This window comes from Methylobacterium sp. 1A, assembly GCF_058072805.1.
The window spans coordinates 601017-624096 of the sequence record NZ_JBYQVE010000002.1; the positions used below are offsets into that span (position 1 = coordinate 601017).

26 protein-coding genes are annotated in these 23080 nt (G+C 72.5%); 12 read left to right on the plus strand and 14 right to left on the minus strand.

Going from position 1 to position 23080, the window contains the following annotated elements; all coding sequences use genetic code 11:
* The first annotated feature begins 234 nt into the window (after positions 1 to 234).
* The 3 genes from ACX9MN_RS23085 to ACX9MN_RS23095 all read left to right on the plus strand — a co-directional run bounded on the left by ACX9MN_RS23085 (position 235) and on the right by ACX9MN_RS23095 (position 2552).
* On the plus strand, positions 235 to 744 hold the full coding sequence (locus ACX9MN_RS23085) for a type III secretion system chaperone family protein (protein ID WP_020090942.1): 510 nt from the start codon (positions 235 to 237) through the stop codon (positions 742 to 744).
* A gap of 26 nt (positions 745 to 770) precedes the next feature.
* Positions 771 to 1574 (plus strand): pyrroline-5-carboxylate reductase, encoded by an 804-nt coding sequence (proC, locus tag ACX9MN_RS23090; RefSeq protein ID WP_489726349.1) that lies wholly within the window; start codon positions 771 to 773, stop codon positions 1572 to 1574.
* Positions 1575 to 1703: 129 nt separating this feature from the next.
* Positions 1704 to 2552, plus strand: coding sequence for a TetR/AcrR family transcriptional regulator (locus tag ACX9MN_RS23095; RefSeq protein ID WP_489725556.1), 849 nt, complete (start codon positions 1704 to 1706; stop codon positions 2550 to 2552).
* Between the two features lie 9 nt (positions 2553 to 2561).
* Here the strand turns inward: ACX9MN_RS23095 and ACX9MN_RS23100 are convergent, their stop codons facing one another.
* Complete coding sequence (locus ACX9MN_RS23100; RefSeq protein ID WP_489726350.1) at positions 2562 to 4508, minus strand: methyl-accepting chemotaxis protein; 1947 nt, start codon at positions 4506 to 4508, stop codon at positions 2562 to 2564.
* Positions 4509 to 5069: 561 nt separating this feature from the next.
* Complete coding sequence (locus ACX9MN_RS23105) at positions 5070 to 5504, minus strand: response regulator (protein ID WP_020090945.1); 435 nt, start codon at positions 5502 to 5504, stop codon at positions 5070 to 5072.
* A gap of 230 nt (positions 5505 to 5734) precedes the next feature.
* On the opposite strand from ACX9MN_RS23105, the gene argJ reads away from it, so the two are divergent.
* The 3 genes from argJ to ACX9MN_RS23120 are packed head-to-tail and all read left to right on the plus strand — an operon-like array spanning position 5735 to position 8150.
* Positions 5735 to 6985 carry a bifunctional glutamate N-acetyltransferase/amino-acid acetyltransferase ArgJ gene (gene argJ, locus ACX9MN_RS23110; RefSeq protein ID WP_489725557.1) on the plus strand — a complete coding sequence of 417 codons (1251 nt, stop codon included), beginning with the start codon at positions 5735 to 5737 and terminating at the stop codon, positions 6983 to 6985.
* Entirely contained in the window at positions 6982 to 7701 is a 720-nt protein-coding gene (locus tag ACX9MN_RS23115) for an SIMPL domain-containing protein (protein ID WP_427507228.1), read from the plus strand. Before argJ ends, ACX9MN_RS23115 begins: the two co-directional genes overlap by 4 nt.
* The gene (locus ACX9MN_RS23120; RefSeq protein ID WP_489725558.1) at positions 7698 to 8150 is read left to right on the plus strand and encodes a (deoxy)nucleoside triphosphate pyrophosphohydrolase; all 453 of its coding nucleotides are present in this window, start codon (positions 7698 to 7700) and stop codon (positions 8148 to 8150) included. Before ACX9MN_RS23115 ends, ACX9MN_RS23120 begins: the two co-directional genes overlap by 4 nt.
* An 18-nt stretch (positions 8151 to 8168) precedes the next feature.
* On the opposite strand, the gene ACX9MN_RS23125 is transcribed toward ACX9MN_RS23120, so the two are convergent.
* From ACX9MN_RS23125 to ACX9MN_RS23145, 5 genes are all read right to left on the minus strand, one after another.
* On the minus strand, positions 8169 to 9146 hold the full coding sequence (locus ACX9MN_RS23125) for a Gfo/Idh/MocA family protein (RefSeq protein WP_489725559.1): 978 nt from the start codon (positions 9144 to 9146) through the stop codon (positions 8169 to 8171).
* Between the two features lie 113 nt (positions 9147 to 9259).
* Positions 9260 to 10081 (minus strand): alpha/beta fold hydrolase, encoded by an 822-nt coding sequence (locus tag ACX9MN_RS23130; protein ID WP_489725560.1) that lies wholly within the window; start codon positions 10079 to 10081, stop codon positions 9260 to 9262.
* A 67-nt stretch (positions 10082 to 10148) separates the two neighbouring features.
* Positions 10149 to 10559: a DoxX family protein gene (locus tag ACX9MN_RS23135; RefSeq protein ID WP_482960314.1), complete on the minus strand. Its 411-nt coding sequence runs from the start codon at positions 10557 to 10559 to the stop codon at positions 10149 to 10151.
* A gap of 34 nt (positions 10560 to 10593) precedes the next feature.
* A complete protein-coding gene (locus ACX9MN_RS23140) occupies positions 10594 to 11226 on the minus strand; it encodes an alpha/beta hydrolase (protein ID WP_482960313.1) in 633 nt (210 codons plus the stop codon).
* Between the two features lie 71 nt (positions 11227 to 11297).
* Positions 11298 to 12221 (minus strand): ring-cleaving dioxygenase, encoded by a 924-nt coding sequence (locus ACX9MN_RS23145; protein ID WP_489725561.1) that lies wholly within the window; start codon positions 12219 to 12221, stop codon positions 11298 to 11300.
* Between the two features lie 119 nt (positions 12222 to 12340).
* Here ACX9MN_RS23145 and ACX9MN_RS23150 point away from each other — a divergent pair, with 119 nt between their 5' ends.
* Both ACX9MN_RS23150 and ACX9MN_RS23155 read left to right on the plus strand, forming a co-directional pair.
* On the plus strand, positions 12341 to 13279 hold the full coding sequence (locus tag ACX9MN_RS23150; RefSeq protein WP_489725562.1) for a LysR family transcriptional regulator: 939 nt from the start codon (positions 12341 to 12343) through the stop codon (positions 13277 to 13279).
* Positions 13280 to 13552: 273 nt separating this feature from the next.
* Positions 13553 to 14248, plus strand: a complete 696-nt coding sequence (locus tag ACX9MN_RS23155; RefSeq protein ID WP_489725563.1) for a GntR family transcriptional regulator — start codon at positions 13553 to 13555, stop codon at positions 14246 to 14248.
* Between the two features lie 16 nt (positions 14249 to 14264).
* Here ACX9MN_RS23155 and ACX9MN_RS23160 read toward each other — a convergent pair whose 3' ends face one another.
* Genes ACX9MN_RS23160 through ACX9MN_RS23175 form a run of 4 tightly spaced genes read right to left on the minus strand, consistent with a single transcriptional unit; the run spans position 14265 to position 17447 of the window.
* Positions 14265 to 14843 carry a GbsR/MarR family transcriptional regulator gene (locus ACX9MN_RS23160; protein WP_020090956.1) on the minus strand — a complete coding sequence of 193 codons (579 nt, stop codon included), beginning with the start codon at positions 14841 to 14843 and terminating at the stop codon, positions 14265 to 14267.
* 48 nt (positions 14844 to 14891) lie between these two features.
* Entirely contained in the window at positions 14892 to 15014 is a 123-nt protein-coding gene (locus ACX9MN_RS23165) for a DUF2474 family protein (RefSeq protein ID WP_012321840.1), read from the minus strand.
* The gene (cydB, locus tag ACX9MN_RS23170) at positions 15014 to 16021 is read right to left on the minus strand and encodes a cytochrome d ubiquinol oxidase subunit II (protein WP_331300209.1); all 1008 of its coding nucleotides are present in this window, start codon (positions 16019 to 16021) and stop codon (positions 15014 to 15016) included. Before cydB ends, ACX9MN_RS23165 begins: the two co-directional genes overlap by 1 nt.
* Before the next feature lie 7 nt (positions 16022 to 16028).
* Positions 16029 to 17447 carry a cytochrome ubiquinol oxidase subunit I gene (locus tag ACX9MN_RS23175; RefSeq protein ID WP_091676122.1) on the minus strand — a complete coding sequence of 473 codons (1419 nt, stop codon included), beginning with the start codon at positions 17445 to 17447 and terminating at the stop codon, positions 16029 to 16031.
* 257 nt (positions 17448 to 17704) lie between these two features.
* On the opposite strand from ACX9MN_RS23175, the gene ACX9MN_RS23180 reads away from it, so the two are divergent.
* The gene (locus ACX9MN_RS23180; RefSeq protein ID WP_091977879.1) at positions 17705 to 18925 is read left to right on the plus strand and encodes a pyridoxal phosphate-dependent aminotransferase; all 1221 of its coding nucleotides are present in this window, start codon (positions 17705 to 17707) and stop codon (positions 18923 to 18925) included.
* 15 nt (positions 18926 to 18940) lie between these two features.
* Here ACX9MN_RS23180 and ACX9MN_RS23185 read toward each other — a convergent pair whose 3' ends face one another.
* Positions 18941 to 19867: a dihydrodipicolinate synthase family protein gene (locus ACX9MN_RS23185; protein ID WP_489725564.1), complete on the minus strand. Its 927-nt coding sequence runs from the start codon at positions 19865 to 19867 to the stop codon at positions 18941 to 18943.
* Between the two features lie 235 nt (positions 19868 to 20102).
* On the opposite strand from ACX9MN_RS23185, the gene ACX9MN_RS23190 reads away from it, so the two are divergent.
* From ACX9MN_RS23190 to ACX9MN_RS23200, 3 genes are all read left to right on the plus strand, one after another.
* Positions 20103 to 20888 carry an amino acid ABC transporter substrate-binding protein gene (locus ACX9MN_RS23190; RefSeq protein WP_489725565.1) on the plus strand — a complete coding sequence of 262 codons (786 nt, stop codon included), beginning with the start codon at positions 20103 to 20105 and terminating at the stop codon, positions 20886 to 20888.
* A 92-nt stretch (positions 20889 to 20980) separates the two neighbouring features.
* A complete protein-coding gene (locus ACX9MN_RS23195; protein WP_091926432.1) occupies positions 20981 to 21661 on the plus strand; it encodes an amino acid ABC transporter permease in 681 nt (226 codons plus the stop codon).
* A complete protein-coding gene (locus ACX9MN_RS23200) occupies positions 21658 to 22419 on the plus strand; it encodes an amino acid ABC transporter ATP-binding protein (protein ID WP_091926431.1) in 762 nt (253 codons plus the stop codon). The genes ACX9MN_RS23195 and ACX9MN_RS23200 overlap by 4 nt, the downstream gene beginning before the upstream one ends.
* Before the next feature lie 34 nt (positions 22420 to 22453).
* Here ACX9MN_RS23200 and ACX9MN_RS23205 read toward each other — a convergent pair whose 3' ends face one another.
* Both ACX9MN_RS23205 and ACX9MN_RS23210 read right to left on the minus strand, forming a co-directional pair.
* Positions 22454 to 22609 carry a hypothetical protein gene (locus ACX9MN_RS23205; protein WP_489725566.1) on the minus strand — a complete coding sequence of 52 codons (156 nt, stop codon included), beginning with the start codon at positions 22607 to 22609 and terminating at the stop codon, positions 22454 to 22456.
* Entirely contained in the window at positions 22606 to 23079 is a 474-nt protein-coding gene (locus ACX9MN_RS23210; protein ID WP_489725567.1) for a DUF2243 domain-containing protein, read from the minus strand. The genes ACX9MN_RS23205 and ACX9MN_RS23210 overlap by 4 nt, the downstream gene beginning before the upstream one ends.
* Between the last annotated feature and the right edge of the window lies 1 nt (position 23080).

Genomic DNA, 23080 nt, shown 5'->3' on the forward strand with positions numbered 1-23080 from the left:
TCCTGTTCACTGAATGTGACCTGCACTTTGTGTCGCGAGTCACGGCCGGTCTATAGTCGGGCATAGGGTGATTCGGGGGCTGCGGGGCGATGTCCGCAGAGCTTCGACAGTCGATCGCGTCACCGCCGGCCTAGATCTGCCGGTCGTTCCAGTTCTCGGAGTGTTCTCGCGCTCCGGTTTCGCGTCACCGCCACGTCGGGCCGGATCTCGTCCGGGTCGTCCTTTTGGATCGTCATGCCGCTTCTCAACGTCGACTTCCACGACCCGGACCGGAATGAGCATCCGCTCGACGTCGTCGAGCGGCTGGCCTCCCTGCGCGACTGGATCTTCGACCGGGCCGAGACCGACGAGATGTCGGTCACGAGCCCCGGTCGCTGGACCGACTACAACGTCGCCTTCACGTGGATCGAGGACGTCGAGGCGCTCCACGTCGCCTGCGCCTTCGACCTCAAGGTGCCGGAGCGGCAGCGCACCGAGGTGATGCGCCTGATCGCGCTGATCAACGAGCAGCTCTGGGTCGGCCATTTCGACCTCTGGACGACCGACAGCGTGGTGATGTTCCGGCACGCGCTCCTGCTGACCGGCGGCGCCGTCCCGACCCACCCGCAATGCGCCACGATGATGAAGACGGCGGTCGACGCCTGCGAGCGCTACTTCCAGGCGTTCCAGTTCGTCCTCTGGGCCGGCAAGAGCGCCCGCGAGGCCCTCGACGCCGTCCTGTTCGAGACCGAAGGCGAGGCGTGACCGCCCCCGGCGCCTCCACGGCGCGGATGCCCGCCTCCCTGGTCCTGGCCGGGGCCGGCAAGATGGGCGGCGCGATGCTGGCGGGCTGGCTGGAGGCGGGCCTCGATCCCCGCCGCACCACCATCATCGACCCGGTGCCCGTGCGCCCGATCGTGGATCTCTGCGCCGAGCGGGGCATCGCCCTGAACCCGTCCGATCCCGAGCCCGGCGACGTTCTGGTCCTCGGGATCAAGCCGCAGGGCCTGGACACGGCGGCCCCCGGGCTCGATCGGCTCATCGGCCGCGACACGCTCCTCGTCTCGATCCTGGCAGGCAAGACCGTCGCGGATCTCCGCGGCCGGCTGCCGCGGGCGCGGGCGATCGTCAGGGCGATGCCCAACCTGCCGGCGAGCATCGGCCGGGGCGCCACCGGTGCCTGTGCGAGCTCGGAGGTCACCCCCGCGCAGCGGGCGGCCGCCGAGGCCCTGTTCGCGGCCAACGGCGCCGTGGCGTGGCTCGCCGACGAGGCGCAGATCGACGCCGTGACGGCGGTCTCGGGCTCCGGACCGGCCTACGTCTTCCTCCTGGCCGAGACGCTGGCGGAGGCCGGCATCGCGGCCGGCCTGGAGCCCGACGTCGCCCGCCGCCTCGCCCGGGCGACCGTGGCGGGAGCCGGCGCGCTCCTCGATGCCAGCCCGGCCGAGGCGGCGGAGTTGCGCCGCAACGTCACGTCGCCCGGCGGCACCACCGCGGCGGCCCTCGACGTGCTGATGCGGGAGGACGGCCTCAGCGCGCTGATGCGCGAGGCCGTGGCCGCGGCCTGTCGGCGGGCGGGGGAACTGTCGGGCTGACATCGGGCGTTGGCATCAAGGGCTGACATCGGGCGGCGTCCGTGCGGCATGGCCGCGCGACGGACCTGCCCTTCGCGGCCCGCCCGCCTACATGAGGCCACACGACCGATCAGACCGGGCGACCGATCCATGACCGACAGCAAAGCCCCCTCGAAGCGGCCCCGCAAGGCCTCGAGCCCCGCCAAGGCGGGCGACGCGCAGGAAGGCGCTGCCCGAGAGAGCGCTGCCCACGCGAGCGTCGCGCAGGAGACCGACAAGACCGGGGCCGACGCCTCGGGGACGCAGTCCGGGGCGCCGAAGCTGTCGCCCCGGGAGGCCGCCGTCGAGGCCCTGATGCGCCTCGCCGCCGAGCAGCCCTGGAACGACATCGAGGTCAGCGACATCGCCCGGGAGGCGGGCCTGACGCTCGCCGAGCTGCGCGACCTGTTCCCGTCGAAGGGGGCGGTCCTCGGCGGGCTGACCCGCATCATCGACCGCAAGGTTCTGGAGGGCGATCTCACGGGTCTCGAGGAGGAGCCGACCCGCGAGCGGCTGTTCGACGTGCTGATGCGCCGCCTCGACGCGATGGAGCCCTACAAGCCGGCGCTGCGCCGGATCGCCTACGCACTCCGGGGCGAGCCGCTCTCGATGCTGGCGCTGAACGGCGTCATGCTGAACTCGCACCGCTACATGCTGGCGGCGGCCGGGATCGACACCGAGGGGTCGCTCGGGCAGCTCAAGCTGCAGGGCGTGGTCATCGCCTTCGCCCGCGTGACCCAGGTCTGGCTGGACGACGACGATCCGGCGCTCGCCCGGACGATGGCGCGGCTCGATAAGGAGATCCGCAACGGCGAGCGCATCATGGAGCGGGCCGAGGACGTTCGCCGCCTGACGGCGCCCCTGCGCGCCATTGGCCGCTCGTTCCTGGACCGGCGGCCGCGCGACCGGCGGAGCCGCGACGGCGACGGTGACGAGAGCGACCCCGCTGCCGCCATCTAGACCGGTCGCTCACGCGGTCTGGATGTCGCTGAGGAAGCTGTCGACCTCGCGCTTGACCGTCAGGGACTGCGTCGCCAGTTCGGCCGCCGCGCTCTGAACCTGCGCGGCGGCGCTCCCGGCCTCCCGGGCGGCGGCCAGCACGCGCGCCACGTTGGCCGAGACGCCCTCCGTCCCCCGCGCCGCCTCGCCGGCATTGCGCGAGATCTCGCCGGTGGCCGCCGTCTGCTGCACCACCGTCGCCGCGATGGCGCCGCTGATCTCGTTCACGGAGGCGATCGTGCGGGCGATCTGCGCCATCGCCTCCGCGGCCTGCCCGGAGGCCGCCTGGATCGCGGCGATCTGGCCGCCGATCTCCTCGGTCGCCCGGGCCGTCTGGGCGGCGAGCTCCTTCACTTCGGAGGCCACGACGGCGAAGCCGCGTCCCGCCTCGCCGGCCCGCGCCGCCTCGATGGTGGCGTTGAGGGCGAGCAGGTTGGTCTGGTTCGCGATGCCGGAGATCATCATCACGGCGGCCCCGATCTGCTCGGCGGCGGCGTGCAGGCTCGCCATGGCGGCGTTGGTCGCCTCGGCCTCGTGGGCGGCGTGACCGGCCACCGCGTTCGAGCGCACGACCTGCCGCTCGATCTCCTGGAGCGAGGAGACCATCTCCTCGGCGGCGGCCGCGACGGTCTGGACGTTGGCCGAGGTCTGGGCGGCGGCCGAGCTCGACGTCACGGCCTGGCTGTTGGTGTTGTCGGCCACCCGGGTCATCGCCTGCGCGGTCGCGTCGAGTTCGCTGGTCGCCGCCGTGACGATGTCGAGCGAGGCGGCGATCTTCGCCTGGAAGGCGTGGACGCGCTGCTCGACCCGCTCGGCCCGACGCAGGCGGGCCTCCCGCTCGGCGGCCTGCGCCGCCTCGAGCTCCGCCCGCGCGACCGCGTTCTGGCGGAAGACGTCGACGGCCTTGGCCATCGCACCCATCTCGTCGGTCGCCGCGCGGTACGGCACCGCGACGTGAAGATCGCCCTCGGCCAGCCGCGTCATCGCCTCCGTCATGCCGGCGACCGGTCGGATGACGCTGCGGGCCAGCACGAAGGCCAGGATACCCCCGAGGAGCAGGGCCGCGGCGACCAGGCCGATCAGGATGTACCGGGCCCGCCTCGCCGCCAGGGCGGTCTCCCGGGAAATCGTCTCGCCGGCGGCCACGATCCGGTCGCGCAGCGCGATGCCGAGCCGGTCGATCGCGTCGGCGTGGGGCTTGATCCCGGTCTCGAACGTCGCCTTCGCCGACGCCACCGCCCGATCGTACGTGCGGAAGCCGGCCGCGGCGGCGATCAGCGCGTCGCGGACGGCCCTGACCTGCTGCCCGAAGACCGCGCCGCCCTGCGCGTCCTTGAACGCGTCCAGGGCCGCCAGAGCCTGCTCGACCCGCTGCTCGAAGGCGTCGCGGTCTTGTGCGTCCAGGCCGATCACGAAGCGGGCCGACGCGATGCGGGACCGCAGGACGGCGTTCTCGACGTGCTCGACCCGCGCGAGCATCGTCTCGCCGGCCCGGGCGCGCACGTCCGCGAGCAGGCTCGCGAGAAGGTTGGTGAGCGCGTTGCCGGTCTCGTAGAGCTTCGTCCTGGCCTCGCGCAGGCTCGCCCCCGACGCCGCGAGGCGTTCCAGCTCCGGCTTCATGGCGCGGGCGGCCTCCCGCACGTCGTCGTAGAGCTTCCGCCCCCCGTCCGTCATGGCCAGCGAGAAGTACCGGTCGCAGGTCTGCTCGATCGCCTGCCGGGCCTGCTCCATCGCGGCGATCAGGTCGGGATCCGGCTGGAGCCGGTACCGTTCGGCCGTCCCGACGAGGCGTGCGGCGTGACCGTCGATCATCAGGACCGACTGCGCCCCTCGCTCCACGCGCTCCTGAAGCGCGTGGTCCGCGCCGATGACAGCCTGCTGGTAGATCGCGAATGCGCCGATGATGCCCGTGATCATGACGAGCATCGCAAATCCCGCGTAGAGACGAGCGCGTATCCCAGTTCTCACAGACGTATCTTCCACAGAATAGGCCAGACTTTCGGCCTTACGATAGACGATACGATCATGACAACATCGTGTCGCGCGATCAAGTTCAACTTGTATTATAGATGATAGACGACAATACTTAGAGACAGACCCGATATCTCGGGCGCTCGAGGTGACCAAACCTGCCGGGCTGCGCGCGCAAACGGCAATCGGTGCGTTCTCGTCGCGATGGATCAGTTCTGACGGCGCCTCCCAGTCCGCCCGGAAGCTTCGCCCTGCGCGTGTCCGCTGCCGAGCGGCGTCGAGACTTCGCGCGGTACACGCTCGCGCTGGATCACGCGGGCGATGCACTTGCATTGCGGCACGGTCCGGCCCGCGTTGCTGACATCGGGCAGGAAGACCCGCGCTACAGTCCCGACCTTCGGGGAGACATGGCGACGGCCTGAAGCGCGTCGGCCGCGATTCGATCGACGGGTCGCGCAGACCCTCGGCTCGCGGGCCGTCCGGGTCGATCAGGCCTCGCGCCGGAGTTCAGGCGGCGCGGCTCGCCAGCGCCTCGCGCATGGTCGTGGCGATCATCCCGTTCTGGAACTGGTCGCGCGGGACCAGCAGCGCGTCGGGCACGCGGACCGACGCCTCAGGCCCCATGGCGTCGACCGGGTCGCTGGCGAGGATGATGCGCAGGGCCGGGCGCAGGGCCCGGGCCTCGACGGCCAGCTGCGCGCAGCACAGGCCGCCCTGGAGCGCGGTATCGACCACCAGCACGTCCACAGGCAGGCCCAGGGCCAGCACCGTCATGGCGTCGACGCCGCGGTCGCAGGCGGTGACCTGGTAGCCCAGCATCCGGACCTGGGCCGAGACCTCGTCGCGCCAGCGCTTGTGGCGGCCGACGACCAGAACCTGGATCCGGTAGCAGCTGCCCTGGGGAAGGCTGCTCGAGGCAGTCTCGTCGTCGGCTGGGGGCATTCCGCACTCGACTTCGCGCTGGCTTTGCGATGCAGCATGCTAAGCTGGGATGCAATCCACACGCAAGCCCGGTGCCGTCATCGCGCCGCATTCGGCGCCGCCGTTGCACAATGGCGAAGCACTCCGGCGGCCTGATCATAGGCTGGGCACGGAGTTGACGCCGGCGGGGTCGCGCGGGCAACACCGGGCCGCCGCGGGACCTGAGCCGCGCGCTGCCGGAGCCCGAGCCGATGTCGTCCGCGAAAGCCCCTCCCGTCTCCCCGCTGGCGCCCACCGCGATGCCCGATCTGCCGCCCCTGCCGGGCGTGCGAATCGCGACCGCCCAGGCGGGGATCCGCTACAGCGGTCGCACCGACGTGCTCTACGTGGCGCTGGAGGCCGGGACCCGGGCCGCGGGGGTGTTCACCCGGTCGAAGTGTCCCTCGGCGCCGGTGGATTGGTGCCGCGACGCCCTGGCCGACGGGTCGGCGCGGGCGCTCGTGGTCAATTCCGGCAACGCCAACGCCTTCACGGGCCGGCTCGGGCGCGACGCGGTGGCGCGCACCGTCGAGATCGCCGCGGAGGCGGCGGGCTGCGGCGCGCGCGAGGTCTACGTCGCCTCGACCGGCGTGATCGGCGAGCCGCTCCCGGCGGAGCGGTTCGCGGGCGTGCTGGTGGACTGCGCGGCCCGCGCCGAGGACGGGCCTGCCGCCTGGAGCGAGGCGGCCCGGGCGATCATGACCACCGACACCTTCCCGAAGCTCGCGACGCGCACGGCCGAGATCGACGGCGTGCGCGTGACGATCAACGGCATCGCCAAGGGCGCCGGCATGATCGCCCCCGACATGGCGACGATGCTGTCCTTCGTCTTCACCGACGCGGCCCTGCCGCAGGACGTGCTGCAGGCGCTCCTCTCGGCCGGGACGAAGACGAGCTTCAACTGCGTGACCGTGGACGGCGACACCTCCACCTCCGACACGCTGATGCTGTTCGCCACCGCCAGGGCCGGCAACCCGGCGGTCACCGATCCCGCCGACGCGCGCCTCGCCGGCTTCCGGGAGGCGCTCGACGGCCTGCTGGTCGAGTTGGCCCAGCTCGTCGCCAAGGACGGTGAGGGCGCGCGCAAGTTCGTCACCGTGCGGGTCACCGGCGCCGAGAGCGACGCCTCCGCGCACCGCATCGCGATGTCGATCGCCAACTCGCCGCTGGTGAAGACCGCGGTGGCCGGCGAGGACGCCAACTGGGGCCGCGTGGTGATGGCCGTGGGCAAGGCCGGCGAGCCCGCCGACCGCGACCGGCTCGCGATCTGGTTCGGCGACGTGCGGGTGGCGGTCCAGGGCGCCCGCGACCCCGATTACAGCGAGGCGGCGGCGAGCGCCGTGATGCGCGCGCCGGAGATCACGGTCCGGGTCGATCTCGGCCTGGGCGACGGCACGGCCCGCGTCTGGACCTGCGACCTGACCAAGGCCTACGTCGAGATCAACGGGGATTACCGCTCGTGAGGGCGGTCCTGTCCGGCGCCCTCCTCGTCCTGAGCCTGGCGACCGCGGCGCGGGCCGACGACGCGGCGTGCAAGCGCCACATCAGCGTCGTCGGGCGCGCGTCGGAGACGCGGGCGCCGGACTTCGCCGAGGTGACGATCGGCATCGAGGCGCGCGGCGCGAGTGCGGCGGCCGCCCTCGACGCGGCCTCGAAGGCGGTGGCCGGGGTCTCGGCGCAGGCCCGCGCCCTCGGGGTCCCGCCCGCCGACCTCGGCACGGCCGCCGTCACCCTGCAGACCGCGACCCGCACCGTCGCCCGGCCGGGGGGCGCCGTCACCGAGGAGCCCGACGGCTACCGCGCCAGCAACCTCGTCACCGTCCGGCTCGCCGACATGGACCGCCTCGGCGACCTGCTCCGGCAGGCCCTCGACTCCGGCGCCAACCGCATCGACGGCGTGAGCTTCGGGCTGCGCGACCCGGACAAGAGCGAGGCGGCCCTCCAGGTGGCGGCGACACGGGACGCGCGGAGCCGCGCCGAGGCCCTCGCCGAGGCGGTCGGCGCCAAGCTCGGCCCGCTCTGCACGCTGAGCACAGCCGCGGCCGGCACGCCGTACCGCCCGGCGCTGGAGATGGCCCGCGCGGCGCCGATGGCCGCCAAGGGGCGGCGGGTGCCGCTGGAGGCGGGCACGATCCCGATGTCCTCCGAGGTCTCGGCCACCTTCGCGGTGGCGCAGTGAGGGCGCCCGAGAACGCCCCCGACGGCGCCCCCGCTGCCGCGCCCCTGCGCCTGCTCCTCGTGGTCGCCGTCGCCCTCGTCGACGTCGACGGCCGCGTCCTCGTGAGCGAGCGCCCGGCGGGCAAGCAGCTCGCCGGCCTGTGGGAGTTCCCCGGCGGCAAGGTCGAGCCCGGCGAGCGCCCCGAGCAGACGCTGATCCGCGAGCTGGCGGAGGAGCTCGGCATCCAGGTCGAGGAGCCGTGTCTCGCGCCGCTGACCTTCGCGAGCCACGCCTACCCGGACTTCCACCTGCTGATGCCGCTCTACATCTGCCGGCGCTGGACGGGGACGCCGCGCCCGATGGAGGGGCAGGCGCTCAAGTGGGTGCGCCCCAAGGCCCTGCGCGACCTCGCGATGCCGCCCGCCGACGCGCCGCTGATCCCGTTCCTGGTCGACCTGCTGGATTCCTGACGCCGTCGCGGGCCGCCCTCACAGGGTGAGGATCGCCTCGACGACTTCCTGCACGTCGAGCGCCTCCGCGAAGGTGGCGAGGTGGTGGGGCTCGCCGCGCGCCATGCGGACGACGCCCTCGAGCTGGCGCCGGAGCGTGATCGGCCGCAGCTTCTCGTTCGGGATCGCGTCGGGCTCCGGCTCGAAGCGCCCGTCGGCGCCCCGTCGCTCGGCGATGGCCCAGTCGCGCAGCCGGACGGCGCCCGCGTCGCCCTCCAGCGTCCACGTGTTGTGGTCGTCGGCCGCGACGCCCCCGACCCGGCCTGTCAGGGTGACGGGGATCCCGCCCGCCGTGAGCGTCACGTCGATCGCGCGCTCGGACCGGCCCGGTTCCGGGAAGGCGATCCGTCCGGCGAGCCCGGCGAGCGGGCCGAGCTGGCGGCGGGCCAGGAACAGGAAGTGCGAGACTACCTCGCGGGTGAAGCCGCCCTCGCCCCGCGCGTCGAGCCAGCGGGCGGCGTCGGCCTGCCAGGGCCGGGGCCAGCGGGCGAACGCCACCGCGACGGTGAGCGCCCGGGGCGTGCCGACCGCGCCGGCCGCGATCCAGCGCTCGAGCGTCGCCACGCCCGGCGACGAGGCGAACGGGAAATTGACCGCGCCCGCGCCCCTCGCCTCCGCCACGAAGGCGCGGGCATCGGCGCGATCGATGGCCAGCGGCTTCTCGCAGAAGACGCTCCGGCCGGCCGCTAGGGCGGCGCGGGCGTAGCCGAGATGCGAGGCGGGCGGCGAGGCGACGTAGACGCAGTCGCTCGCCGCCACGACGGCGGCGGAATCGGCCACCCGCGGCACCGCCGGGAAGGCCGCGCCGATCCGGTCCAGGGCCGCCGGGGCCGGATCCCAGATCGCCGCGACCCGCACGGGCGAGTCCGCCGCCCCGTGGATCGCGCCGAGCAGGCGCTCGGCCATGATTCCCGCGCCGATGATCCCGATGGTGAGCGGTGCGTCGGAGGTCGGCATGCGGGGATCCGTGCGGCTTCTGGCGTCTGACGGGCCGCGGGGCGCGGCCCGTCGCAGGCTTTAGGAGCCCGAACCGGCGCGGGGAAGGCCGCCGGCCAACGCGACCCGGGATCTCAGCCCTGGATGAAGGCGAGCAGGTCGGCGTTAAGCCGGTCCTTGTGGGTGGCGGCCAGCCCGTGCGGGGCGCCCGGATACTCCTTCAGCACGGCGCCCGGTACGAGCTTGACGGCGGCGCGCGCGGCGGCGTCGATCGGCACGATCTGGTCGTCGTCGCCGTGCACGAGCAGGGTCGGCACGTCGATGCGCTTCAGGTCCTCGGTGAAGTCGGTCTCCGAGAAGGCCGCCACGCAGGCGTGCACGTTCCGCAGGCCCGCCATCATGCCCTGCATCCAGAACGTGTCCCGCAGGCCTTGGCTGACCGCGGCGCCGGCGCGGTTCGCGCCGTAGAACGGGCCGCTCAGGTCCTTGAAGAACTGGGACCGGTCGCGCAGGACCGAGTCGCGGATGCCGTCGAACACGTCCCGGGGCAGGCCGCCCGGATTCGCGTCGGTCCGGACCATCTGGGGCGTCACGGCCCCGACCAGCACCGCCTTGGCGATGCGCGCTGTCCCGTGACGCCCGATGGTGCGGGCGACCTCGCCGCCGCCGGTGGAGTGGCCGACCAGGACCGCGTCGCGCAGGTCGAGATCGGCGATCAGCCCGGCGAGGTCGTCCGCGAAGGTGTCCATGTCGTTGCCCGACCAGGACTGCCCCGAGCGACCGTGCCCGCGCCGGTCATGGGCGATGACCCGGAACCCGCGCTCCGCGAGGAACAGCATCTGGTCCTCCCAGGCGTCGCCGTTGAGCGGCCAGCCGTGGCTGAAGACCACCGGCTGTCCGGCGCCCCAGTCCTTGTAGTAGATCTGGGTGCCGTCCTGCGCGGTGAAGTAGGGCATCGTGGTCTCCCGAGGGTCGAGAAGGCAGAGGGTTACGAGGCGGGGGTCGCGCGGAACGAGGAACCGGTCAGGCTCGGCCCTGCCGCGCGTCGAGGCTGAGCGGGCCAGCCCCGAAGGCCGCGACCTGAAGCAAGCCGCCGGCCATGGCGAGGTTCTTCAGGAAGTGGAACATCTGGTTCTGGTCGCCGAGGGCCGCGTGGAAGGTCACCGCGGTGGCCACCGCGAAGAGCGCGAGGGCCAGGGCGACCAGCCGCGTGCGGTAGCCGGCGACGAGCAGCAGCCCGCCGACGACCTCCACGGAGGTCGCCGCCGCGTAGGCGAGCGGCGGCAGCGGCAGGTGGGCGGCCTCGATGGTGGCGAGCGTCGCTGCCGGGGCCGCGAGCTTGCCGGCGCCGCTCACGAGGAAGATCGCGCTCATCAGGAGCCGGCCGGTCACCGGCAGCAGGGCGGTCGCGCTGGAAGAATAGATCGGGGGCATCGTCGAACGCTCCGTCCTGTCGTGCGCGGCCGGCTCAGGCCGCTTCGGGAAGTGCGAGGCCGCGAAGCCAGTTCAGCGCCAGGCCGATATCGGCCTGCGACAGTCCGTGGCCCGTCGGCAGGATCCGGTGCTCGACGCGGGCTCCGGCCGCGGTGAGCTGCTGCGCGAGGCGCCGCGCGTTCTCGGCGGGCACGATCGGGTCCATCGCCCCGGAGAGGATCAGGACCGGCCGGCCGGCGAGATCCGCGGCCGGGGGCTCGGCGAACGGCACCATCGGGCGGATCAGGACCGCGCCCGCCAGGGTCTCCGGCCGCAGCAGCAGCAGCGACGCGGCGATGTTGGCGCCGTTCGAGAAGCCCAGCGCCACCGGCGTCCCGAGCCCGTACCGCGTCCGGGCGGCCGCCACGAAGGCCGCGAGGTCACCGGTGCGGCGGCGCAGGTCCGCCTCGTCGAAGACGCCCTCCGCCAGGCGCCGGAAGAATCGCGGCATGCCGTTCTCGCTGACGGCGCCGCGGGGCGCCAGCAGGGCGGCCTCCGGCGCGACCGTGCGGCCGAGGGGCAGGAGGTCGGTCTCGTCGCCGCCTGTCCCGTGCAGGAGCAGCAGCGGGCGCGCGGTGTCGGGACCGGGCTCGAAGCGGTGGATGAAGCCGGCGGTGTCCTGGGTCATGATGGCCTCACGGGTGACGGGGAGAGGTCCCGCCCCGCGCGGGCGCGGGGCGGGCATGGTGGTGTCGCGGCTCAGGCGACTGCGGGCAGGACCGCCTCGATCTCGGCCCGGTGCGGCTCGAGGCCGGCGGGGAGCTTGAGGGCCTGGCCGAGGGCCTCGATCGGCTCGTCGACCGCGAAGCCGGGCTCGTCGGTGGCGATCTCGAACAGCACGCCGCCGGGCTCGCGGAAGTAGATCGAGCGGAAGTACTGGCGGTCGCGCTGCTCGGTGACGTGGAGCCCCCGCGCCGCGAGCGCCCGGCCCATCGCGGCCTGCGCGGCGTCGTCCGCCGCCCGGAACGCGATGTGGTGGACCGAGCCCGCCCCCGGGCGGCCGGGCAGGAACCCGCCGACGGCCCGCAGGGTGACGAGGCCGCCGAGCTCGGCGCTGCCCGCGAAGCGGATCAGGTTGCCCTCGCGGCCGACCTCCTCCAGCCCGAGCACCTCCGTGAGGATCGCGGCGGTCGCCTCGGCCCTGTCGAGGAGGAGCGTGACGCCGTGCAGGCCGCGGATCGCGTGCTCGGCCGGCACCTCGCTCGACGCCCAGCCCTCCGCGTCGCCGACATCGACGCCCACCAGCGCGAGCATCATGCCGTCCGGATCGCGGAAGCGCAGCGTCGGCGCGCCGAAGACCTGGACCAGCGGCTCGTGGGCCACGCCCTTCTCGATGAGCCGGTGGGTCCACCAGCCGATGGAGGCGCGGGGAACCCGGAAGGCCGTCTCCTGGGTCTCGCCGATCCCGACCCGGCCCGGCGCGGCGTGCTCGACGGGGAAGAAGGTCAGGATCGTGCCGGGCCGCCCGGCCGCGTCGCCGTAGTACAGGTGGTAGGTGCCCGGATCGTCGAAATTGACGGTCTTCTTCACCAGACGCAGCCCGAGGATTCGGGTGTGGAAGTCGAGGTTGCGCAGGGCCGGCCCGGAGAAGGCCGTGACGTGGTGGAGGCCGGTCTGAACCATGGCGATGTCTCCCGACGGAAGGCCGCGGCGGGCGGCCTGTTGCGATGACGGGAATGTGCCCCTTGCCATGGGCGGCGAAAATAGAAACGGTGGAAACCTATCGTTTCCGGATCTGATCGATGAGACTGCCCGATTTCGAGGCCTGGGCCGTGTTCGCCAAGGTGGTGGAGACCGGCTCCTTCGGCCGCGCCGCCACGGAACTGGGCCTGTCGAAGGCCACGGTCTCGAAGGCGGTGAGCCGGCTCGAACTGCGGATCGGCGCCCGCCTGTTCAACCGCACGTCGCGGAAGCTCGCCCTCACCGAGGCCGGGCAGGCCGCCAAGGACGGCGCCGCGCGCATCCTCGCCGAGGGCGAGGCCGCGGAGGCGCTGGCGACGGCGGGCGCCGCGGAGCCGCGCGGGCTGGTGCGGCTCGCGGCGCCGATGACCTTCGGGGTGATGCACGTGGCCCCGATCCTGCCGGCCTTCCTCCGGGAGTACCCGGCCGTCTCGGTGGATCTCCACCTGTCGGACGCGGTCGTCGACCTCGTCGGCGGCGGGTTCGACATCGGGCTGCGCATCGCGGCCCTGCCGGATTCCTCCCTGCGCGCGCGCCGGCTCTGCGAGATCCGCCGCTCGCTGGTCGCCACGCCCGCCTATCTCGACCGGCACGGCCGGCCCGAGCACCCGGACGACCTCGTCCACCACACCTGCCTCGGCTACGCCTACCTGCCGACGCCGGACCGCTGGCGCTTCGTGGACGGGAGCGGCGCAGAGGCCGTCGTCGTGCCGGCGGGCCAGCTCCGGGCGAACAACGCCGAGGCGCTGGCGCCGGCGCTGCGGGCCGGCCTCGGACTCGCCCTGCAGCCCGACTTCATGATCTGGGACGACCTCGAAGCCGGGCGCCTCGAGCGGGTGCTGCCGGCCTGGTCGCCGCCGCCGATCGCCCTGCACCTCGTCACGCCGCCGGGCGATCCGCGGCCGGCGCGGGTGACGGCGCTGATCGCCCATCTCGCCCAGACCCTCGGCCAAGCGCCCTGGGCCGCGCCGCCGCTCCGGCACGATCCGGCGGACCGGTGAATCGCGGCCGGCGCGCGCGATCCGGGCACGTCATTCACTTGGATCAATGCCGTATTCACGAACGTGCGTTACCGGCGGGCCTGGCGCCTTGCCGGCGACGGCCTGTTCCTTGCTGATACATCTGTCGGAGAACGCCCGAGACTTGTCGCCCTGTTGCGACTCTCGGCCAAGCAAACTTCAAGTTTCCCCAGGACAATCTGGCATTGGACAGCGGCGCGTTTTCCGGGCAGTAAGGTGCCTTGTATAAATGTATACGTTTTCTCCGAGGCGTTGATGTCCCCTGCGTTCCCCGGACGTCCCGCACCCGACCGACTGCGGCACAAGACCGTGGCGGCGGCCGTCGCGGACTCGCTCCGCGAGCAGATCCTGAACGGTGAACTGCCGCCGGGGGTGCAACTGCGCCAGGACGCCCTGGCGGAGGAATTCGGGATCAGCCGGATCCCGGTGCGCGAGGCCCTGCTGCAGCTGGAAGCCAGCAAGCTCGTGCGGATCGTGCCGCACCGCGGGGCGGTCGTGACGGGCCTCTCGCTGCAGGAGGTGGAAGACATCTTCCAGCTGCGCGTCCAGCTCGAGCCGGAACTGCTCCTGCTCTCGGTCCCGCACCTGACCCCCGACGACATCCGCGATCTCGACGCCCTCTCGAAGGAGTACGGCGCGGCGCTGGAGACCGGTCAGGTCCTCCGGTGGGGCGACCTGAACAGCCGCTTCCACCTCGACCTGATCCGGCACGCCGGCCGGCCGCGGTCGCTGGCGATCGTCTCGGCGCTGCTGCAGGATTGCGAGCGGCCGACGCGGCTGCAGATCGCGACCTCCGAGGACGCGACCCGCGCGGTCAGCGAGCACGCGCAGATCCTGGCCCTGTGCGAGGACCGCGCGTTCGAGGCGGCGGCCGCGTGCCTGCGGCGCCACATCGAGCATGTCGGCGCCTCGCTCATCGCCCTCTATCGGGGCGCGCTCGCCGAGGCCTGATCGGCCGCGAGGCGGCTCAGTCCGACTTGGCCGACCGGCCGCCGATCCGGCCCGGCAGGCGGGTCAGGCGATCCTTCATCTCCAGGACCTTCTGGACCTTCGAGCCGAGCGTCAGGAGCTGGACGAGGCGCTCGGTGTCGAGGCGGCGCACGTCCGCGTACCAGCCGGCGAACAGCTCGAAGAGGTCGTGCATCTCCCGCAGGCGCGCCTGGGCGTGCCGCTCCTCCTCGGTCGCTGGCTCCTGCATCAGGAGCTCGCGCAGGAGGGTCAAGGTCGGGTCGACCTCGCGCTTCTTGCGCTCCTCGACCAGCGTGCGGACGATCTGCCAGATGTCCTCGGGCGTCGTGAAGTAGTCGCGCCGGTCGCCGGGCCGGTGCTGGAGCCGGACGAGGTTCCAGGCCTGGAGCTCCTTCAGGCCCATGCTGACGTTGGAGCGCGACACGCCGAGCCGCTCGACGATCTCGTCGGCGTTGAGCGGCCGCTCGGCCACGAACAGCAGGGCGTAGATCTGCCCCACGGTCCGGTTGATGCCCCAGCGCGAGCCCATCTCGCCGAAATGCAGCACGAAGGTCTGGACGAGCGGGGGCAGCTGCACGGCAGGGATCCGACGCGGCGAGAGGTCAGGCGGGCGCCCCCCGGTCTATCAGCTCTTGAGCCAATACCGCAGGACCGTCGCGACGAAGCCGAGGCCGACGATGCTGGAGGCCCAGAGCCCCGCGAACCACGCGAGGCGCTTCCAGAGGGGCTGTGCTGCTGCGGGTGCCATCAGTGATATCCGTGCGCGTCGACCTTGCCGCGGAAGACCCAGTACGCGTACGCGGTGTAGGCCAGTATGATCGGGATCAAAACCGAGGCGCCGGCCAGCAGGAAGATCTGGCTCGCCTCGGGCGCGGCCGCCTGCCAGATCGTGATCCGGCCCGGCACGATGTCGGGGAAGATGCTGATGCCGAGCCCCAGGAAGGTCAGGGCGAACAGCCCCAGTGCGATCAGGAAGGGCGCCCGCTCGGCGCCGCCCCGCAGGGTGCGCCACAGGGCGTAGGCCGCGAGCGCCACGAGCAGCGGCACCTGCGCGGTGACGAGCACGTTCGGCATCGCCAGCCAGCGCTCGTAGTAGCGGCCCTGGAGGAACGGCGTCACCGCGCTGACGAGGGCGATGGCCGCCACCGTCGCCGCGGTGAGGCGCAGGGCCAGGCGCCGGGCCCGCAGCTGGAGCAGGCCCTCGGTGCGCATCACCAGCCACGTCGCCCCGAGCAGCGCGTAGGCCACGACGAGGCTCGCGCCGACGAGGAGGCTGAAGGGCGTGAGCCAGTCCCACCAGCCGCCGGCATAGGCCCGCCCCTCGACCGCGATGCCCTGCAGGAGCGCGCCCAGGGTGATGCCCTGGGCGAGGGCCGCCACCAGCGAGCCGCCCGCGAAGGCCACGTCCCAGGCGGCGCGGTGGCGGGGATCGCGCCAGCGGAACTCGAAGGCGACGCCGCGGAAGATCAGCCCGAGCAGCATCGCGATGATCGGCGCGTAGAGCGCCGGCAGGATCACCGCGTAGGCCAGCGGGAAGACGGCGAACAGGCCGCCGCCGCCGAGCACCAGCCAGGTCTCGTTGCCGTCCCAGACGGGGGCGACCGAGTTCATGGCGGTGTCGCGCTCCGTGCCCGGCCGCAGGACCGGAAACAGGAGGCCGATGCCGAGATCGAAGCCGTCCATGACGATGTAGGCGAAGACCGCGAAGGCGATCACGAGCGCCCAGACCACCGTGAGATCGACGCTGTAGGCCATGGGTCCCTCACTCGGCCGGCTGGAGGTGGCGGTCGGGATCGATCGCCGGGGCGGGCGTGATGCCCGCCGTCCGGATCGGCGCGCCGGGCTCGATCCCGCTCTCGCCGGCATGCGGGGGCTGGCCCATCAGGCGCAGCATGTAGCCGGTGCCCATGGCGAAGACCGCGAAGTAGATCACCACGAAGGCGGTGAGCGAGGCCGCCACCGCCGGCGCGTGCAGCGGCGAGGCCGACTGCGCCGTGCGCAGCAGGCCGTAGACCGTGTAGGGCTGGCGCCCGACCTCAGTGGTGATCCAGCCGGCCAGCACCGCCACGAAGCCCGCCGGGCCCATGGCCACCGCGAAGCGGTGCAGGGGGCGCCACGCGTAGAGGGTGCCGCGCCAGCGGGCGAGGAGGCTGAGGGCGCCCAGGAGCAGCATCAGCATGCCGAGGCCGACCATGATGCGGAACGACCAGAACACGATCGGCACGGGCGGCCATTCCGACCGCGGCAGGCTGTCGAGCCCCTTCAGGGGCGCGTCGAGGGCGTGCTTCAGCACCAGCGAGGACAGCTTCGGGATCTCGACCGCGTAGCGCACGGTGCCGGCCTCCTGGTCGGGCAGGCCGAACAGCACCAGCGGCGCGCCGTCCGGGTGACTCTGGAAGTGCCCCTCCATGGCCATGACCTTGGCGGGCTGGTGCTCCAGCGTGTTGAGGCCGTGCGCGTCGCCCGCGAGGATCTGGACCGGCGCGACCAGGGCGGCCATCCACATCGCCATCGAGAACATCGTCCGGGCGGCCGGGTTGGCCCGGTCGCGCAGCAGGTGCCACGCGCCGACCGCGCCCACCACCAGGGCCGTCGTCAGGTAGGCGGCCAGCACCATGTGCACGAGGCGGTACGGGAAGGACGGGTTGAACACGATCGCCCACCAGTCCAGCGGCACGAACTGGCCCTCGGCGTTCGTGCCGTAGCCCGCCGGCGTCTGCATCCACGAGTTCACCGCCAGGATCCAGAACGCCGAGAAGCAGGTCCCGACCGCCACCATCAGCGTCGCCGCGAAGTGCAGCCGCGGCCCGACCTTGCGCATCCCGAACAGCATCACGCCGAGAAAGCCCGCCTCCAGGAAGAAGGCCGAGAGCACCTCGTAGGCCATCATCGGTCCCAGCACCGGACCGGTCTTGTCCGAGAAGACCGACCAGTTCGTGCCGAACTGGTAGGACATCACCAGCCCGGACACGACGCCCATCGCGAAGGCGATCGCGAAGATTTTGAGCCAGTACTTGAACAGATCCATGAAGACCTGGCGCCCGGTGGCGAGCCAGAGCCCTTCCAGAACGGCGAGGAAGCTCGCGAGGCCGATCGAGAAAGCCGGGAACACGATGTGGAAGGCGACCGTGAACCCGAACTGGATGCGGGCGAGGATCAAGGGATCGAGGTTGGCGAGCACGTCGTGCCTCCGGCTCTGTGCGCGACTCGGCGTATAGCAATTTCAGAAATTTCTGAATAGTCAAAAGACACTGCACGGCCAGTGCGGTGCCCCGGCCATGCGCCGGCGTCCGGGGTCGATCCGGCCTCGGGGTCTGGACGTCCGCGCCCGAACGCGTCAGGGTCGCCGGATTCCTCACAGGTTGGGACCACGCAGGCCCTGGACGCGCGCCGCGCGACGGGACGCCGCGTCCCGACGCACGGAGAGCACGCGCCGCCATGGCCGACACCCTCGTCTCCGCCGCGCCCGTCGATCTCGCCGCCGCGCTGTCGGCGCGCATCCGCGGCATCGGCACGAGCCAGATCGGCCTCGTGGCGGATCGCGGGCGGGACGACCCGGAGGTGGTGAAGCTGTGGATCGGCGAGGGCGACCTGCCGACGCCGCCCTTCATCGTCGAGGCCGCGCACCGGGCGATGCTCGACGGGCACACCCGCTACACCACGTCGCTGGGGCTGCCGGCGCTGCGGGCGGCGCTCGGCGCCTACCATGCCCGCCACTGGGGCGTGGAGATTCCGCCGGACCGGTTCGGCGTCACGGCGGGCGGCATGAACGCGATCATGCAGGCGGCCCAGGTGCTGCTGGAGCCGGGCGACGAGATGATCATCCCCTCCCCGGCCTGGCCCAACCTCGGCGAGGCGGTCCGCATCGCCGGCGGCGTGCCCGTGACGGTGCCGTACCGCCGCCTGCCGGACGGGCGCTTCGCGCTGCCGCTCGCCGACATCGCGGCGGCGATCACGCCGCGCACCCGGGTGATCATGGTGAACTCGCCCTCGAACCCGACGGGCTGGACCATGCCGCTCGCCGAGATGACGGCCCTGCGCGACCTCGCCCGGGAGCGCGGCCTCTGGATCCTCTCGGACGAGGTCTACGCCCACTTCACTTACGGCAACCGGATCGCGCCGTCCTTCCTGCAGATCTGCACGGAGGACGACCGGCTGATCGTGACCAACACCTTCTCGAAGAACTGGGCGATGACCGGCTGGCGGGCCGGCTGGGTGATCTATCCCCGCGGCCTCGCACCGACCTTCGCCAAGCTCGGGCAGTACAGCACCACCTCGATCCCGACCTTCGTCCAGCACGCCTGCATCGCGGCCCTCGAGGAGGGCGACGGCTTCATCCGGACGATGGTGGACCGCTGCGCCGAGGCCCGGGCGATCCTGGTGGAGGGGCTGTCGCGCCTCCCGGGCGTCACGGTCGCGCCGCCGGACGGAGCCTTCTACCTCATGGCCCGGATGGGCGGCGACGAGCCGAGCCTCGACCTGGCGCTGCGCCTGCTGCGGGAGGCCAAGGTCGGCGTGGCGCCCGGCACCGCCTTCGGACCAGAGGGCGAGGGCCTGGTGCGGATGTGCTTCGCCATCAGCCCGGACCTGGCGCGGGAGGCGGTGCGCCGGCTCGCGGGCGTGCTCGGGACCCGGGCGCCGGCCGCGGCGGCGCACTGAGTCGGGGCGAGCGGCTCAGCGGCCCCAGCGCAGGACCAGCGCGTCGTTCCGCCGGGCGAGCTCGATCAGGCCGGCCCGCGTCGCCGGGTGCAGGGGCTGGATCGGCAGCCGCGCGGTCTCGCTCGCGATCACCCCGCCCTCGGCCATCAGCGCCTTGCAGGCGAGCAGGCCGCACTGCCGGTTCTCGTAGTTGATGAGCGGCAGCCAGCGCGCGTAGGCGTCCATCGCCTCGTCGCGACGCCCGGCCGCGTAGGCGTCGGTGATCTGGCGGATGCCGTCCGGGTAGCCGCCGCCGGTCATCGCACCCGTCGCGCCGGCGTCGAGGTCGGCCATCAGGGTGATCGCCTCCTCGCCGTCCCAGGGGCCCACGACCGCGTCGCCGCCGAGCGCGATCAGCTCGCGGAGCTTGGCCGCGGCGCCCGCGGTCTCGATCTTGAAGTAGGCGACGTTCGCGATCTCCCGGGCCATGCGCGCCAGGAGCGGCGCCGACAGCGGCGTGCCGGCCACCGGCGCGTCCTGGATCATGATCGGGATCGCGATCGCGTCCGAGACCGCGCGGAAGAAGTCGACGATGCCGAGCTCCGGCACCCGTATCGTGGCGCCGTGATAGGGCGGCATGACCATCACCATCGCGGCGCCGGCCTCCTGGGCGCGGCGCGAGCGCTCGGCGCAGACCTGCGTGGCGAAGTGCGTCGTCGTCACGATCACCGGAACGCGGCCGGCCACGTGCTCCAGCACGGCGTGCATCACCCGCTCGCGCTCGTCGTCGGTGAGGACGAACTGCTCGGAGAAGTTGGCCAGGATGCACAGGCCCTGGCTGCCGGCGTCGATCATGAAGTCGACGGCCCGGCGCTGCCCGTCGAGGTCGAGGGCGCCCGACGCGTCGAAGACCGTGGGGGCGACCGGGAAGACGCCGCGATAGGCGGGGACGGACGAGGTCATGCGCGGTCCTTCTGCCGGGATCGCGCATCCCGGCGGATGACCGTGTCCGCGGGCGGGATCCGGCCGCCTCTTAGCACGCGGCCGCGATCCTGGCGCGTTCGGGGCGCGCAACGCGCTGTCGACAAGCCCACCGGCTTTCCTGTACGGCCGAGATCTTCTTTGCTTTGTCCATCGACAGCCGAGATCAGGCGCGGCGGCCGCACGAGAACGGCGTTTTCTTTTCGGAGCTACTGTAATGCGATTCTTCTCTGCGAGCCGCGTCGCGGCGCTCGTCGTGGCGACGCTCCTCGGCGCAATCGCCGGCGCGCCCGCGCGGGCCGACGATCTCGACGCGATTCGCGCCGCCAAGACCCTGCGGATCGGCACCGAGGGCACCTACGCGCCCTTCACGTTCCACGACGCGTCCGGGCAGCTCGTCGGCTTCGACGTCGAGATCGGCCGCAAGGTCGCCGAGCAGCTGGGCGTCACGCCGCAATTCCTCGAGGGCAAGTGGGACGGGCTGATCGCCGGGCTCGACGGCAAGCGCTACGACGTGGTGATCAACCAGGTCGGCATCACCAAGGAGCGGCAGGCGAAGTTCGACTTCTCCGAGCCCTACATCCGCGCGCGGGCCGTGCTGATCACCCGGGCGGACCGGTCCGACATCAAGTCCTTCGCGGATCTCAAGGGCAAGAAGGCCGCCCAGAGCCTCTCCAGCAACTTCGCGCGCCTCGCCGAGCAGTCCGGCGCCGAGCTCGTCGGGACGGACGGCTTCGACCAGTCGGTCCAGCTCGTCCTCACCGGCCGCGCCGACGCCACCGTCAACGACAGCCTGTCGTTCCTGGACTTCCACAAGCAGAAGCCGAACGCCCCCTTGAAGATCGCCGCCGAGCAGGCCGACGCGGACGCCTCCGGGATCATCATGCGCAAGAACAACCCGGCGCTGAAGGCGGCGATCGACAAGGCGCTGGAGGCGATCAAGGCCGACGGCAGCTACGCGGCGATCGCCCAGAAGTACTTCGGGGCCGACGTCTCCAAGTAGACCGTCCGCAGAGGGCCCGCCCGGACGAGTCCCGCCCGGGCGCCGCCTCGTACAGCCCCACGCTTCGATCGCCCGGTAGGAGACGCCGCCCCGTGCCGCACTGGCTCGACCTCATGCTCCAGTCGCTGGGGCCGCTGCTCGCGGCCGGCCTGCGCTTCACCGTGCCGCTGACGCTCATCACCTTCGTGCTGGGCCTCGCGCTGGGGCTCGGGACCGCCCTCGTGCGCCTGTTCGCGCCCCGGCCCCTGGCGGCCCTGGCGTGGTTCTACGTGTGGATCTTCCGGGGCACGCCGCTCCTCGTGCAGCTGTTCGTGATCTTCTACGGCCTGCCGAGCGCCGGCATCCTGATCGACGCCTTCCCAGCCGCCGTGATCGGGTTCACCCTCAACGTCGGCGCCTACACGTCGGAGATCGTCCGCGCCGCCATCGCCTCCATCCCGAAGGGGCAGTGGGAGGCGGCCTACGCCACCGGCATGACGCCGGTCCAGGCCCTGCGCCGCACGATCCTGCCCCAGGCGGCGCGGGTGGCGGTGCCGTCGCTGGCCAACTCCTTCATCGCCCTGGTGAAGGACACCTCGCTCGCGGCCGCCATCACGGTCCCGGAGCTGTTCCAGGCGGCCCAGCGCATCGTCGCCGTCACCTACGAGCCGCTGATCCTCTACATCGAGGTGGCGCTGATCTACCTCGTCCTGTCGACGCTGCTGTCCTGGCTCCAGACGCTGCTGGAGCGGCGCCTCGGGCGCTACGGCGGCTACCTGGAGGCCCGCGCGTGATCGCCCTGTCGGCCATCGAGAAGCGGTTCGGCGACAACCCGGTCCTGCGCGGCGTCGACCTCGCGGTGCCGGAGGGGCGGGTCACGGCGCTGATCGGCCCCTCGGGCTCGGGCAAGTCGACGCTCCTGCGCTGCGCGAACCTGCTGGAGGTCCCGCAGGCCGGGACGCTGACCCTCGGCGACATACGCCTCACCTTCCGGCCCGGCAGCCCGCCGGCGCGGCGGGACGTGCTCGCCGTGCGCCGGCAGACCGGCATGGTGTTCCAGAATTTCCAGCTCTTCCCCCACCGGACCGTGATGGAGAACGTCACCGAGGGGCTCGTCACCGTCGGCAAGTGGCCGCAGGACCGGGCGCGGGCGCGCGCCCTGGAGCTGCTGGAGCGCGTCGGCCTCGCCCACAAGGCCGCGGACTGGCCCGCCAGCCTGTCGGGCGGCCAGCAGCAGCGGGTGGCGATCGCCCGGGCGCTGGCCCCGTCCCCGCGCCTGCTGCTCTGCGACGAGCCGACCTCGGCCCTCGACCCGGAACTCGCCGCCGAGGTGGTGGACGTGCTCGCCGGCCTCGCGAACGCGGGCACAACCATGCTGATGGCGACCCACGACCTGCGCCTCGCGCGGCGCGTCGCCGACACGGTGGTGTTCCTGGAAGGGGGGCATATCGTCGAGCAGGGCGCGGCCGCCGACGTCTTCGCCCGGCCGGCCGACCCGCGCACCCGCCGGTTCGTCCGGACGCTGCTCGGCGAGGCGGCCGAAGGGGCGTGAGAAGGGGCCTACGGAACGGGCCGGGACGCGGGATTCAGCGCGTCAGGCAGCGGAGCGTGAGAAGATCCTCGACGGTGAGCGCGGTCCCGAAGACCAGGGGCCGCCAGGCCGGCAGGGTGGCGAGGATCAGGCCGGCCGCCAGGGCGAGCCAGGGCAGGAGTGGGCGCAGGCCGGGACCGGCGGCCCTCACGCGGGATCCCGCGCCAGCGACGCCTCCTCGCCCTTACCGACCACCACGAGGCCCAGGCCCGCGGCCAGCATGGCGCCGCCCCAGAGCAGGAAGCCGATGTCCCAGTAGAGCCACTGCTCCGGCGGTGCCCGCTCGTTGACGTGGTGCACGCCGAGGATCTCGTGGTCGATCAGGCCCTCGACGAGATTGAACAGGCCCCAGCCGATCAGGAGCGACCCGGCGAGCAGCTTGCTGGACCAGTAGAGGTGCGTGCGGTGCGCGGCGCGCCAGAGGAGGAACAGCCCGAGGACCACGAAGACGTAGGTCGCGCTGTGGAAGAGGCCGTCCCAGCGGGTGTTCAGCTCGAGGTTCGGGATCGTGTCGATCGGGTACCAGCTGCTCAGCATGTGGTGCCATTGCAGGATCTGGTGCAGCACGATCCCGTCGAAGAAGCCGCCGAGGCCGAGCCCGAACAGGATGCCGGCGCTCACG